The organism is Profundibacter sp., from assembly GCF_965277155.1.
Taxonomy (GTDB): Bacteria; Pseudomonadota; Alphaproteobacteria; order Rhodobacterales; family Rhodobacteraceae; genus Profundibacter.
The window spans coordinates 160,275-172,864 of the sequence record NZ_CBDIBV010000010.1 but is presented as its reverse complement, the minus strand read 5'-3'; the positions used below and the strand labels follow the sequence as shown (position 1 = coordinate 172,864).

14 protein-coding genes and 1 pseudogene are annotated in these 12,590 nt (G+C 56.5%); 9 read left to right on the top strand and 6 right to left on the bottom strand.

Translation table 11 applies throughout. The annotated features are described in order from the left end of the window. Positions 1–37: 37 nt before the first annotated feature. The 3 genes from rplI to rpsF are packed head-to-tail and all read right to left on the bottom strand — an operon-like array spanning position 38 to position 1,284. Positions 38–664, bottom strand: a complete 627-nt coding sequence (gene rplI / locus ACQY4M_RS08750) for a 50S ribosomal protein L9 (protein WP_428543228.1) — start codon at positions 662–664, stop codon at positions 38–40. Positions 665–676: 12 nt separating this feature from the next. Further along, a complete protein-coding gene (gene rpsR, locus ACQY4M_RS08745) occupies positions 677–904 on the bottom strand; it encodes a 30S ribosomal protein S18 (RefSeq protein WP_428543226.1) in 228 nt (75 codons plus the stop codon). A gap of 26 nt (positions 905–930) precedes the next feature. Next, positions 931–1,284, bottom strand: coding sequence for a 30S ribosomal protein S6 (gene rpsF, locus ACQY4M_RS08740; RefSeq protein ID WP_118942238.1), 354 nt, complete (start codon positions 1,282–1,284; stop codon positions 931–933). A gap of 283 nt (positions 1,285–1,567) precedes the next feature. On the opposite strand from rpsF, the gene ACQY4M_RS08735 reads away from it, so the two are divergent. Next, the gene (locus tag ACQY4M_RS08735) at positions 1,568–2,212 is read left to right on the top strand and encodes a hypothetical protein (protein ID WP_428543224.1); all 645 of its coding nucleotides are present in this window, start codon (positions 1,568–1,570) and stop codon (positions 2,210–2,212) included. Positions 2,213–2,323: 111 nt separating this feature from the next. Then, positions 2,324–2,899, top strand: a complete 576-nt coding sequence (locus ACQY4M_RS08730) for a YceI family protein (protein WP_428543222.1) — start codon at positions 2,324–2,326, stop codon at positions 2,897–2,899. A 58-nt stretch (positions 2,900–2,957) separates the two neighbouring features. On the opposite strand, the gene ACQY4M_RS08725 is transcribed toward ACQY4M_RS08730, so the two are convergent. After that, the gene (locus ACQY4M_RS08725) at positions 2,958–4,112 is read right to left on the bottom strand and encodes a cytochrome b/b6 domain-containing protein (RefSeq protein ID WP_428543220.1); all 1,155 of its coding nucleotides are present in this window, start codon (positions 4,110–4,112) and stop codon (positions 2,958–2,960) included. Between the two features lie 235 nt (positions 4,113–4,347). Between ACQY4M_RS08725 and fabD the strand changes: the two genes are divergently transcribed. The 4 genes from fabD (at position 4,348) to ACQY4M_RS08705 (ending at position 6,875) form a co-directional block, all read left to right on the top strand. After that, positions 4,348–5,295: an ACP S-malonyltransferase gene (fabD, locus tag ACQY4M_RS08720; protein ID WP_428543218.1), complete on the top strand. Its 948-nt coding sequence runs from the start codon at positions 4,348–4,350 to the stop codon at positions 5,293–5,295. After that, complete coding sequence (gene fabG / locus ACQY4M_RS08715) at positions 5,296–6,033, top strand: 3-oxoacyl-ACP reductase FabG (RefSeq protein WP_428543216.1); 738 nt, start codon at positions 5,296–5,298, stop codon at positions 6,031–6,033. A 25-nt stretch (positions 6,034–6,058) separates the two neighbouring features. Then, the gene (locus tag ACQY4M_RS08710) at positions 6,059–6,391 is read left to right on the top strand and encodes an NIPSNAP family protein (RefSeq protein WP_428543214.1); all 333 of its coding nucleotides are present in this window, start codon (positions 6,059–6,061) and stop codon (positions 6,389–6,391) included. Between the two features lie 250 nt (positions 6,392–6,641). Then, positions 6,642–6,875, top strand: coding sequence for an acyl carrier protein (locus ACQY4M_RS08705; protein WP_118942245.1), 234 nt, complete (start codon positions 6,642–6,644; stop codon positions 6,873–6,875). A 67-nt stretch (positions 6,876–6,942) separates the two neighbouring features. On the opposite strand, the gene ACQY4M_RS08700 is transcribed toward ACQY4M_RS08705, so the two are convergent. Continuing rightward, positions 6,943–7,884 carry a zinc-binding dehydrogenase gene (locus ACQY4M_RS08700; protein WP_428543212.1) on the bottom strand — a complete coding sequence of 314 codons (942 nt, stop codon included), beginning with the start codon at positions 7,882–7,884 and terminating at the stop codon, positions 6,943–6,945. A 77-nt stretch (positions 7,885–7,961) separates the two neighbouring features. Here ACQY4M_RS08700 and ACQY4M_RS08695 point away from each other — a divergent pair. Both ACQY4M_RS08695 and ACQY4M_RS08690 read left to right on the top strand, forming a co-directional pair. Further along, positions 7,962–9,094 (top strand): IS3 family transposase gene (locus tag ACQY4M_RS08695; protein WP_428539245.1). Its coding sequence is split into 2 segments (ribosomal slippage): positions 7,962–8,214 and positions 8,214–9,094, totalling 1,134 coding nucleotides; the frame shifts between segments, so codons are not numbered across the junction. Positions 9,095–9,286: 192 nt separating this feature from the next. Then, positions 9,287–10,180: a LysR family transcriptional regulator gene (locus ACQY4M_RS08690; RefSeq protein WP_428543210.1), complete on the top strand. Its 894-nt coding sequence runs from the start codon at positions 9,287–9,289 to the stop codon at positions 10,178–10,180. A gap of 172 nt (positions 10,181–10,352) precedes the next feature. Here ACQY4M_RS08690 and ACQY4M_RS08685 read toward each other — a convergent pair. Next, positions 10,353–11,402: pseudogene (locus ACQY4M_RS08685) on the bottom strand (IS5 family transposase). A gap of 228 nt (positions 11,403–11,630) precedes the next feature. Between ACQY4M_RS08685 and cysK the strand changes: the two are divergent. Continuing rightward, positions 11,631–12,575, top strand: coding sequence for a cysteine synthase A (gene cysK / locus ACQY4M_RS08680; protein WP_428543208.1), 945 nt, complete (start codon positions 11,631–11,633; stop codon positions 12,573–12,575). Positions 12,576–12,590: the final 15 nt, after the last annotated feature.

Genomic DNA, 12,590 nt, shown 5'->3' with positions numbered 1-12,590 from the left:
TGATGCGGCTTTTCATGATTAATATTGAAAAAGAAGCTTATGCTTTTTCAGCGTTCTCTTCTTCCTCGGCGGCTGGGGCCTCTTCTTCGGCAGCAGGGGCCAGCTCTTCGTCTTCTTCGGCGGCAGCGCCGATATCGTCGAACAGTTCCGCAATCTCGAATTCGGCTTCGGCCTCGGCTTCGGCGGCCAGTTCGGCAATTGATTTACCGGCGGCTTGCAGTTCGGCTTCCTCGACCGAACGGGCCACGTTCAATTCGATTGTGACCTCGACTTCGGGGTGCAGAACGACGTGAACCGTATGCAGGCCCAGTTCCTTGATTGGTGCAGCCAGGGCAACCTGTTTGCGGTCAATCGTAAAGCCCTCGGCTGTGGCGGCTTCGGCGGCGTCACGTACAGAAACGGACCCGTAAAGCGAACCTGCGTCCGAGGCTGTCCGAATCACAACAAATTGCTGACCGGCCATTTTTTCGGCTTCGGCTTTGGTTTCCAGATTGCGCGCTTCCAGCTGTGCTTTTTGCGCTTCAAAATGCTTGATGTTGGCTTCCGATGCGCGCAGGGCTTTGCCTTGGGGCAGCAGGAAGTTGCGGGCGTAACCGTCTTTGACGGACACTACTTCGCCCATCTGACCCAGTTTGGCCACGCGTTCCATGAGGATAACTTGCATGTGCTTTGCTCCTTATTTCACGGCGTAGGGAAGCAGGGCAAGAAAGCGGGCGCGTTTGATTGCGCGGGCCAGTTCCCGTTGCTTCTTGGCCGAAACGGCGGTGATGCGGGACGGAACAATCTTGCCGCGCTCGGAAATATAGCGCTGCAGTAGACGAACGTCTTTGTAGTCGATCGCAGGGGCATTATCACCCGAGAAGGGGCAGACTTTGCGACGGCGGAAAAATGGTTTAGATGCCATGGGTTAGATCCTTTCCTGGGCTAAAATCAACGACGCGGGCGACGGTCGCCGCGCTCTTCGCGTTTTTGCATTTGCACGCTGGGCAGTTCTTTGTGCTCGTCAACCTTGATGGTTAGAACACGCATAACATCATCGTGCAGACGCATCAGGCGTTCCATTTCCTGAACGGCCGGTGCCGGGGCATCCGAGCGCAGAAAAGCATAATGCCCTTTGCGGTTTTTGTTGATTTTGTAGGCCATGGTCTTGATGCCCCAATACTCGCTATCAACGAGTTTGCCGCCGTTATCGGCCAGCACAGCACCAAAATGTTCGATCAGACCTTCGGCTTGCGTGTTGGACAGGTCCTGACGCGCAATCATCACATGCTCGTATAGTGGCATGTTCGCTCCTATTCATTTCTAAAGCGCATTTCAAAGGGCGGGGGTCAACCTTTCCACGACCCACCCACGAGAGGCTACGCTGATTCATCAATTACAGCGGAAAGGAAGTGGCCTTATACAACGCTGGGCTTGTGATGCAAGGCATATCCGTTACCACCGGCGCGGTTGTTAAAGCTGACGCAAAGACAACCTGTAGCGACAACAAAATGAACCGGAACTGCCGCATTTCGGTCATGATCCTTTGTCAGAAACAACTCAAAGAAGATAAAACCGGGGAAAGTCCATGAATGCCATTGCTTCTGTTTCCAGAAAGGAAACCCGCAAGAATAACAAATCGACCACACAGGTTAACGAAACCTACTGGGGATATATTGTGCGTTGTAACACTTGCGATCGCACTCTGGCAGTGGTTTTTCAATGGGGGGCAGCGATTGTTGGCGGTTTGCTGGTTCTGGCGTCTTTGGGATTCTGGGCTTTGCCCGGGTCGGTATTTACCCCCGAGTTAATCAGTTTCAAGATGGCGTTGGTTTCCTTGTTCGGTGTGTTCGGGGTGACATTGATCTGGTATGCTTCACACGGGACCAAATATGAAATTCAGGTCGATCTGGCAAAACTGGAAATCCGCGAAGTGCTGCGAAATACCAAAGGTGTTGCACGCATTCAGGGCCGTATCCCGTTTGAAAAAATCGGATCGGTGTTTATTGACCGGACACAAAAAGAAAACGGCAAGGTACGTTTGGTGATGCGATTGGGCAATTCCGCGCAAGTGATCGAGGTCGCGCGGGACAAGGAAGAAAACCTGACAGGGTTGCGTGATAAAATGGGTCGCGATTTGCTGGGGCGCAATGCACCAATGCGGACCAAGGCCAACCGCGGTTATATCCTGGAAGGGGCCGAGGGCGTGATCAAACCAAAGGCGGTGGCATAACACAAAACAGTTGTTCATCTACGAACACAAACTGTTGACCCATGGCGTATTGCCCTGAACAGGGGCAGCGCCGACACTGGTTCCCATCTTAACAACAGATAGGAACGTGAAATGAAACTTCCCTTAATTGCTGTAGCACTGGCGTCTTTGGTTGCCACATCGGCCGCTGCCGCGCCGGAAAAATACATTCTGGACAATAGCCACAGCCAGGTTGTCTTTTCTTATAACCATCTCGGATTTTCGACGACCTGGTCCATGTTTTCGGGCTTTGGTGGTGAAATCATGTTTGATGCGGATGCGCCTGCGTCCTCCTCGGTATCGGTCTCTATGCCGTTGAAATCCATGTATACGGGGTGGGAAAAGCGGTTCAAGCATTTCATGTCGCCGGATTTCTTTGATGCAAAAGATGACAGCACGATCAGCTTTACTTCTACGGGTATTGAAATCACGGGTGAAAAAACGGCACTGATCACCGGCGATCTGGTGATCAACGGGGTAAGCAAGTCCGTGGTGCTGGATGCTGTGCTGAATCAGGCAGGCGAACATCCGATGGTGGGCAAGCCGTGGTTGGGGTTTAACGCCACCACCAAACTGTTACGCAGCGATTTCGGGGTCGGAAAATTTGCGCCTTATGTAGGGGACGAATTGAATGTGATGATTTCGATTGAGGCGATGAAAGCCGAATAAGCCTGACAACCAGAATTGCAAAGGCCGCTCCTGGAACGGGGCGGCCTTTTGCTATGGGTTATCGGGTGGCTGTCAGGGAAATCTCTATTGCAACGGGAAATTTCAGGGTGGTTTCATCAGGCAGGGCTTCCCCGATGCCAAAATCCAGCCGGTTCAGAGTGGCTTCGCCCTGCATTGTGGCTGTGCCATCCGTGATGTCCAGTGTGAAGGGCAGTGTCAGGGGCTGTTCCTTGCCTTTGACGGTCAGTGTGCCGGTGGCGGTGAAATGATCGCCTTGCGGGGCAATGGTGGCAGAGAAATGGGCCGTTGGGTGGTTGGCGGCGTCAAAAAAGTCAGGGCCAAGCGCCTGCGCGCTGACCGAGCCAAGCGACAGGCTGGCGATGTTGACGGTAACGTCTGTGTTGCCGATGCCGGTGGCGGGATCAAAACTGATTTGCGCGGTCCAGTCGGTGAAATTGCCCGAAACATCGCTGCCGAATTGTGTGACTGTCAGGCCAAGGGTGCCATCGGTGACGCTCCAGTCGCTGTTTACACTTGCCAGCTGCTTTGTGTCGGCTTGGGCGGTTGGCTGACCAAGCCAGATGCCAAGGGCGATGGCGGCGCTGTAGATAGCAGCGGCGGCCAGCATCGGCGCGCGGCTGCGGTTGGTGGCCGGTGTGGCGGCGATTTTCCCCGGTAGCATCCGGCGCAGGGTGTCGTCGCGATCAATAAAGACGTGTTTCAGGGCACCGGCGATATGCAAGGCGACAGTCACCAGCAGGATTTTGGTGAAAACCCAGTGGCCGGCGGAAAACAGCGCCGAAACGGTTTCGGATTTGGGCACCAGCGGCAGGGATTGACCGAATGGTCCCCAGATCGGCGCAAAACCGGTGCTGGCGGCGTGGTTGATCCAGCCGGTTAGCGGCACCAGCAACATCGAGATATAAAGCAGCCAGTGGACCAGATGCGCGGCGAATGTTTCCAGCCTGCGGTCGGGATACAGGTCGGCGGGCGGTGTTTGGGTCAGGGCCCAGAGGATGCGGATCAGGGCCGTGAAGAAAGCGGTAACCCCGATGGTTTTGTGCAGCGAGAACAGCAGCGCTTTGGTGGCGATTTCGTCACTGGTTGCAAAGGGGGCGTTGTTGGCAAGCAGCCCCAGCGGGAAGGCCGAGAGGATCAGCAGGGCGGTGAGCCAGTGCAGGGTTTTGGTGACGGGGCTGTAGCTTTGGGTCAATGTTTGCTCTCCTGTGTTGTCGGTCAGGGTGGCATATCAGGCGACGGATGCGGGATAAATTCGGCGTGAGGGCACAAATTCTGTGCGTTCCTGCGACTGGAAGGCGCGCAAAGAAGAGATTTCATGCCTCCGGCGGGGATATTTATGGAACGATAATGGGGAGTGATTGCGAATTTGTTTCGGGCAGGGTATTTGCTGGGAAACGCGGGATGAACGACAATATAGGGAGTGGCCGATGAGCCGAGCATTTGTATTTCCGGGGCAGGGGGCGCAGACCATTGGTATGGCGCGCGCACTGGCCGAGGCCTATCCGGCGGCGCAGGCCGTGTTTGACGAGGTGGACGAGGCTTTGGGGGAAAAGCTGTCGGCGCTGGTCTGGGAAGGCGAGCAGGATGAACTGACCCTGACGGCGAATGCGCAACCGGCCTTGATGGCGACATCGCTGGCGGCGTTGCGCGCCCTTGAGGCCGAGGGGGTTACGGTGAGTGATGCAGCCTTTGTGGCGGGGCATAGTCTGGGCGAATATTCAGCATTGGCGGCGGCGGCGGCGATTTCGGTTGCCGATACAGCGCGGCTGCTGCGTATTCGCGGCAAGGCGATGCAAGAGGCGGTACCGGTGGGCATAGGCGCGATGGCGGCGCTGCTGGGGCTGGATTTTGCCGCGGTGCAAGAGGTAGCGGCCGAGGCGGCGCAAGGCGAGATCTGTCAGGCGGCCAATGACAATGATCCGGGGCAGGTTGTGGTTTCGGGCCACAAGGCGGCGGTGGAACGTGCCTGCGAGATCGCCAAGGCACGCGGCGCGCGGCGGGCGGTGATGTTGCCGGTATCGGCACCCTTCCATTGCGCCTTGATGCAGCCTGCGGCGGATGTGATGGCGCAGGCGCTGGCCGATGTGACGATCAACGCGCCTGCGGTGCCGCTGGTCGCCAATGTGCGGGCCGAGGCGGTGACAGACCCTGATGTGATCCGCGCGCTGCTGGTTGAGCAGGTAACCGGATCGGTGCGCTGGCGTGAATCGGTGGCCTATATGGCCGGCAAAGGTGTCAGCGAAATTTGGGAAATTGGCGCAGGCAAGGCCCTGTGCGGCATGATCCGGCGGATTGATAAATCGGTAGCGACGGCTGCTGTGGGCGCGCCCGAGGATGTGGCGAAGGCTGCTCAACAGATGAAGAGTGAGGTTTAAATGTTTAATCTTGAAGGTAAAACGGCGCTGGTAACCGGCGCATCTGGCGGTATCGGTGGCGCGATTGCCAAGGCGCTGCACGGGGCCGGTGCAACGGTGGCGCTGTCGGGCACGCGGGTAGAGCCGCTTGAAACACTGGCGGCTGAACTGGGCGAACGGGCGCATGTGCTGCCGTGCAACCTGTCGGATGCCGAGGCGGTCGAGGCGCTGCCCAAGCAGGCGATCGAGGCGATGGGGGGCTTGGATATACTGGTCAACAACGCCGGGATCACCCGCGATAATCTGTTCATGCGGATGAAGGACGAGGACTGGGATGCGGTGATCAATATCAACCTGACCAGCACCATGCGTCTGTGCCGCGGAGTGATGCGCCCGATGATGAAGGCGCGCTGGGGGCGGATCATCAATATATCCAGCATCGTCGCCACCACGGGCAATCCGGGGCAGGCCAATTACACAGCCGCCAAGGCCGGTATGATCGCGATGGGCAAAAGCATTGCCCAAGAGGTTGCCAGCCGTGGCATCACTGTAAACGCGGTTGCGCCGGGGTTCATAGCTACGCCGATGACGGATGCGCTGAATGACGACCAAAAAGACGTTATCAACAAGCAGATACCGGCGGGCCGGATGGGCACGCCCGATGAGATTGCGGCGGCGGTGCTGTATCTGGCAAGCGAGGAGGCCGGTTACGTCACCGGAGCCACGCTGCATGTGAATGGCGGGATGACTATGGTATAATCCCTGATTTACCGTGAGGGATTCCATGATCAACCAGTTGCGAACCTATCAGATTTACCCGAAAACGCGGGCGGCTTTTCACGCCCGTTTCCGGGATCACGCAGCTAGGATCATGCGCCGTCACGGGTTTCGCATACAGGCGATGTGGGAAACCGGAGAAGAGGATAACCTTGCTTTTGTGTATCTTCTGGCATGGCGGGATGAAGTCGAGATGAAAGCGGGCTGGGCGGCTTTTATGGCAGATGAGGAATGGGTCGAAATCAAACGGAATACGAAAGAAATGCCGATTGTCGGGAATATTGATGACAAGGTTCTGAGGCCGACAACCTATTCAGCGGCGATTGCCGAAGCACCTTGAAAACGATTTTATACGGGACCGTATCGTTTGCATAAGGGTTGTAATATCGTAGTGGCTGCCCATGTAGCGGTGGTGACCGGAATGCACAAATCATTTGCCTTAGGGGCGTGATGTGCTATAGGCGGCGCAGAATTCATCGGGGGCGCATGTTGCGCTGTCCGGAATACCCGCATTCGCGGGGTTTGGGGGGCCACACGGCACCTTGGACAAACAAAACGGGCGACGACCCCTAAACGTAAGAGGAAATACCATGAGCGACATCGCAGATCGCGTTAAAAAGATTGTTGTCGAGCACTTGGGTGTGGAAGAAGACAAAGTAGCAGAAAAAGCATCGTTCATCGATGATCTGGGCGCTGACAGCCTGGACACGGTTGAACTGGTTATGGCTTTTGAAGAAGAATTCGGCATTGAAATTCCGGATGACGCTGCGGAAACCATTCAGACATTCGGCGACGCTGTGTCGTTCATCACCAAAGCTTCCTAAGCTTTCGGCGTATCAGGAAATGATCGAAACGGCGCTCCTTCTTAGGGGCGCCGTTTTTCTTTGCGTATCAGGACGGGGTGACAACCAGCTTTCCGTCTGCGCCGTTTGCGTCCATCAGCGCATGGGCGCTGGCCATGTCTTTCAGGGCAAACACCTGTGACGGGCGGGCGTTGTATTTGCCCTGTTCAACAGCCTGAATGAAAGACTGGAACGGGATCTGATCCAGCGGGAAGGCCGGTGTGCCAAAGACAAAGGCGCTGCCGAAAAAGCTGAACTGTACGCCGCTGGGCATATGCATCAGCGGGTCGAAGTCCTTCAGCGGCGCCGTGCCCCCCAGAAAACCGGCAAGGCACAGGTGGCCGTCATTGCGGATCATCGCCAGGGAATCGACAAGGGTTGAATTGCCGGTAATTTCCAGCACTCCGTCCATTGGGCCGTGATCCTTCAGGATCTGTTCCGACAAGTTCGGGCTATCCTGCATCGGTGTTGCGCCATGATCCGAGATGACGCCGAAATTGTCGGGGTTGCGAGTGGTGCCGATCACGTTGGCGCCCATATCGACGGCCAGATTCATTGCCGCCCGGCCCAATGCAGATGTGGCACCGCGGACCAGCAGGGTCTGGCCGGCCTGCAGATCCAGATTTCGGGTCAGGCAGGCCCAGGCGGTTGCATAGGTTTCGGGAATGGCGGCCAGATCTTCCCATGACAGCTCGGATTGCACCACGACGACACTTTCCGTGGGCACGCTGACCATTTCCGCATAGCTGCCGTTGATGTTGCGCCCCATGCCGCCCATCATGGCGATAACTTTGGTGCCGGGGGCAAACCGCCCAGAGGGATCGGATTTGACCGTGCCGACGCATTCTATACCGCTGATCCGGGCCACATCCTCGCCCCAGGCGCCTTCGCGGAAATAGGTTTCGGCGCGGTTCAGGCCAATGGCTTTGATATTGATCAACACTTGGCCTTCCTCCGGGGTGGGGTCGGGTACGGTTTTGTATTTCAGCACTTCGGGGCCGCAGAGGTGGTCGCGGAAATTCGGACCAGTTGTTAAGGTGGATCGACTTATGAGAAAGACGATTCAAAATGACGAAACGAAAGAACCATTCTCCCGAATTCAAAGCCCGCGTTGCGCTTGAAGCAATCCGCGAGGAAATGACGATGGCGGAGCTGTCGAAGAAGTATGGTGTGCATCCAACCCAGATTGGCACATGGAAACGAGCAGCGATTGAAAACATGGCCACGGCATTTTCCAGACGGGGCCGTGATCCTGATCGGGTTGATGAAGCCCAGATTGAGAAGCTGCACTCCAAGATTGGTCAGCTGGTCGTGGAACGGGATTTTTTAGCCAACGCCTCGCAACAGTTGCTCGGGAAGCGAGGCAAAAAATGGTGAGCCGTGAGCATGATCTGAGTGTGCGACGACAATGCGGGCTACTTTCTCTGGCGCGCTCGAACCTGTATTACCAGCCAAAAGGCGAAAGTGCTGAAAATTTGCGGTTCATGACAATAATCGACAAGCAATTCTTGCAGACGCCGTGGTATGGATCACGGCAAATGGCCCGGCACATGCAGCGCCAAGGTTACAAGTGTGGTCGCCACAGGGTCCGCCGTTTGATGCGGCTGATGCGGTTGGTTCCGATCTACCAGACGCCCAACACGAGCAAGAAACATCCGCAGCATAAGATCTACCCGTATCTGCTGCGAGACCTGACGATTGATCGTCCAAACCATGTGTGGTGCGTAGATATCACCTACATTCCGATGCAGCGCGGGTTCCTCTATTTGGTCGCGATCATGGACTGGCACAGCCGCAAGGTTTTGAGCTGGAGATTGTCAAACAGCATGGAGGCAGATTTTTGCGTTGAAGCCCTGAAAGAGGCTATGGCCAAATACGGCAAGCCCGATATCATGAACAGCGACCAGGGCAGCCAGTTCACCGGGTTTGAATGGACGCAGGCGCTGAAAGAAGCCGACGTGAAAATCTCGATGGATGGCAAAGGTCGCTGGGTCGATAACCGGATGATCGAGCGGCTTTGGCGATCCTTGAAATACGAATGCATTTACCTCAACGCATTTGAAACGGGTTCGCAGACCCGCGCCGGGATCGGGAAATGGTTGGCTTACTACAACACCGAGCGCCCGCATTCCACCCACGGAATATTGACCCCGGATGAAGCCTATGACAGAAAAACAAAACCAATGAGTTTGGCAGCCTAAATGAAACCCTGATCCATCTTAAACTGGCTGCTGACTGGTCAAAAAAGTGGGACCACCTCTCGCCGAATTCGGTGATGACAACTGCATGCATTTGCATATTCCTTTCAAAATTAAGTTGCCCACTGGACATAGCGGCCCGGACAGTTGATAAATATTACAAATAATAGAATAAGAGTGTAGGAAATAACTACTATGTATGATTTCCCGATCCATCAGTTGCGCTGTTTTGATGCGGTTGTGCGGCATGACAGTTTTCAGGCCGCGGCGGTGGCCCTGAACAAAACCCACCCCACCGTTCATACGGCGGTAAAGATGCTTGAGGCGCGGGTCGGGGTCATTTTGTTTGACCGCAGCGGCTATCGGGTAAAGCTGACACCGGAAGGACAGGTTTTTCACCGTGACGTGCAGGAGATACTGGCGCAATCCGAACGGTTGAGCCAGCGGGCTTCGCAATTGCGGGAAGGCGAGGAAAGCGAGCTGTCACTGGTGATCGGGGATATTGCGCCGGTTGCGCCGGTGCTGGAGCGGCTGAACCGGTTTTTCCGCGAAACGCCCCAAACCCGGCTGAACCTGCATTTCGAGGCCCTCTCGGGGCCGATTGAACGGTTGCTGGATGGGGAGGCCGACATCATCATCCACTACGCCCCGCCGAATGGACGCGGGCTGGAGCGGGCGGCGTTGTTTGATGTATCAATCGTGCCTGTGGTGGCACCGGGTTTTCTGGATTTCCCTGTCGCGGGTGATATTTCGCCCGAACAGATGGCAGCCTATCCGCAATGTGTGATCCGGGATACTGCACAGCACAGCCCGAAGCAGGATCATTTTCTGATCGAAGGGGCGCGGCAATGGGTAGTGGGGGATCAGCACACCAAAAAGGAAATCATCCTGCAGGGGATGGGGTGGGGACATATGCCGGATTTCATGATTGGTGAAGAATTGGCAAACGGGGAATTGCTGCCGATCTCGGGTCGGCATTTTCCGGGGGCCAAGGTCGAGATATGCGCCTTGCGACGTCGTGATGCACCGGTGGGGCCGGTGGCGACCCGTTTGTGGCAGGTTTTACAGGGGAACGCTTTGCAAGGTTGATTTCGGGCCTGTGGGATTATTGGGAACCTCTGTAAATTCCCGTTTTCGCCTTCTTCGCGGCGGGGTGGACGGTTTTTCGCCTGTCCCGCCTGATTGCTTCGGATCATAAACCCATTTTCACCGGTTTCAAGCCGGTTTTGGGTATTTCAGGCACACCTCACCCCATGAACCCTTATCCCGGCGCCGCCAGGCCGCATTCGAACTGGACGAAGCGCTTCATGTTGTAGACCAGGTTCATCATCCCGATGCGAAATCGCGCCCGCTTCAGGCCGATGGAGCGGATCAGCTTGCCGCCCATGGAGCGCTCCTGAAAAGCGAATACATGCTCGACCCGGACCCGCACTTTCGAGCGCCTCCGGTTGGCCTTTTGCTGGCGCTCGCCAAGCGGCTTGCCGCGCCTGCCCTTGTGATGGATATGGCTGTGAAGCCCCCGCTCTTCCAGCTCGCTTTCGATCTTTTGCGAGCGATAGGCGCTGTCGGCCCACAGGTCCGATGAGGTGTTGCTCGCATCAATCAGACCGGCAAGCGCCTAGCTGTCATGCACGGCGGCATCGGTGACATCATAAGCGCGGATGAATTTGTGCCGCCGGTCGACATTGATGTGGTTCTTGTAGCCGTAATAGCTCTTGCCGTGCTTCTTCGTCCAGCGCGCATCCACGTCCTTCTGGCGCTTCTTGTGGGGTTTTTCCTCCCACTCTTCAGGCGTTTCGCCCGCCTTGATTTTCTCGTTCTCGTCCCTTTTGTTGTGCTGGCGCGGCGCCGGAACGATGCTCGCATCAACAATCTGCCCGCCCATCGCCAGATAGCCCTTTTCGCGCAGAAAGGCATCGAACTTGTCAAACAGCTCCTTCATCTTCCCGGCCCCGGCCAGCCTTTCACGGTAGGCCCAGATGGTCTTGGCGTCAGGTACGCTGTCTTCAATGCCAAGGCCGAGAAACCGCATGAACGACAGGCGGTCGCGGATCTGATACTCGATCTGATCGTCAGAGAGGTTGTAGAGCTGCTGCAAAACCATCGTCTTGAATATCAGCACCTCATCCCAAGGCGGGCGGCCAGCGTTGGATTTGCGCTGTTCGGGCGGCGTGCGCCATATGGCCTTCAGCTCGTCCCGGTAATCCTCGAACGGCACCATGTCGTTGAGCAACACCAGCGGATCACCAGATTTGTCCAGTCCCGCGTATCGGCTGGAAAGATCAAAAAAATCCCATCTGACCCATGACAAAACCCCGTCGGTCGAATCATTTTCATCCTGATGACGATTCTACCCCGTCAGGCCGGATTTTGGGGGATTTTTAGAGGTTCCCTATTCTTGTTCCGCAACGATAACATGGCAGATCGTCCGAATTCGGCAGCAATTATGGGAAACTGTTCTTAATTGTTTCGGAACCATGGTGTAATTCGGGAAGAACGTCCTATGATTGTCCCGAATTTGAATCTGAAAGGACATCCCATGCCGACACCTCCGCGCGGTTTGATTTATGACGATATCACCCAGACGATGGGCGGCACGCCTTTGGTGCGGCTCTCGAAATTCGGGGCGGATGTGGGGGCGGATATTCTGGCCAAGCTGGAATTCTTCAACCCGCTTGGTTCGGTCAAGGACCGGATCGGGGTGGGGATGGTGGATGCGCTGGAAGCGTCTGGCGCGCTGAAGCCGGGCGGCACGCTGATTGAGCCGACAAGCGGCAACACCGGCATTGCGCTGGCCTTTGTCTGTGCGGCGCGGGGGTATAACCTGATCCTGACCATGCCGGAAACCATGTCGGTCGAGCGGCGCAAGATGCTGGCCCTGCTGGGGGCGCGGCTGGAGCTGACCGAGGGCGCCAAGGGCATGAAGGGCGCGATTGCGCGGGCCGAGGAACTGGCGGCCGAAATTGACGGCGCGATCATTCCGCAGCAGTTTGAAAACCCCGCCAATCCGGCAATCCATGTGAAAACCACAGCCGAGGAAATCTGGCAGGATACCGGCGGCAAGGTGGATGTTTTTGTCTCGGGCGTGGGCACAGGGGGCACGATCACTGGCGTGGGCCGTGTGTTGAAGGAACGCAATCCTGAGGTGCGCATTGTCGCGGTCGAGCCGGTGGAGAGTCCGGTTTTGTCGGGCGGTGAGCCGGGACCGCACAAGATTCAGGGGATCGGTGCGGGGTTTGTGCCGGGGATTCTGGATACCGGCGTGATTGACGAGGTTTTGCAGATTAGCAACGACGCAGCCTTTGAAACGGCCCGTAAGGTGGCGGCAGAGGAAGGGGTGCCGGTTGGTATTTCGTCCGGTGCGGCATTGGCGGCGGCGCTGGAAATTGCCGCGCGGCCCGAGATGATGGGCAAAAACATCGTAGTTATTCTGCCCAGTTTTGCAGAACGGTATCTGTCGACGCCGCTATTCGATCTGGAGTAGGCAGAGGGAAGAGTT

Bases quoted from the DNA above. Each gene is read 5' to 3' on its own strand.
- ACQY4M_RS08730 (WP_428543222.1), top strand. From the start codon at position 2,324: ATGAAACTTCCCTTAATTGCTGTAGCACTGGCGTCTTTGGTTGCCACA.
- ACQY4M_RS08690 (WP_428543210.1), top strand. From the start codon at position 9,287: ATGTATGATTTCCCGATCCATCAGTTGCGCTGTTTTGATGCGGTTGTG.
- ACQY4M_RS08710 (WP_428543214.1), top strand. From the start codon at position 6,059: ATGATCAACCAGTTGCGAACCTATCAGATTTACCCGAAAACGCGGGCG.
- rpsF (WP_118942238.1), bottom strand. From the start codon at position 1,284: ATGCCACTATACGAGCATGTGATGATTGCGCGTCAGGACCTGTCCAAC.
- ACQY4M_RS08705 (WP_118942245.1), top strand. From the start codon at position 6,642: ATGAGCGACATCGCAGATCGCGTTAAAAAGATTGTTGTCGAGCACTTG.
- fabD (WP_428543218.1), top strand. From the start codon at position 4,348: ATGAGCCGAGCATTTGTATTTCCGGGGCAGGGGGCGCAGACCATTGGT.
- ACQY4M_RS08735 (WP_428543224.1), top strand. From the start codon at position 1,568: ATGAATGCCATTGCTTCTGTTTCCAGAAAGGAAACCCGCAAGAATAAC.
- rpsR (WP_428543226.1), bottom strand. From the start codon at position 904: ATGGCATCTAAACCATTTTTCCGCCGTCGCAAAGTCTGCCCCTTCTCG.
- cysK (WP_428543208.1), top strand. From the start codon at position 11,631: ATGCCGACACCTCCGCGCGGTTTGATTTATGACGATATCACCCAGACG.
- fabG (WP_428543216.1), top strand. From the start codon at position 5,296: ATGTTTAATCTTGAAGGTAAAACGGCGCTGGTAACCGGCGCATCTGGC.
- rplI (WP_428543228.1), bottom strand. From the start codon at position 664: ATGCAAGTTATCCTCATGGAACGCGTGGCCAAACTGGGTCAGATGGGC.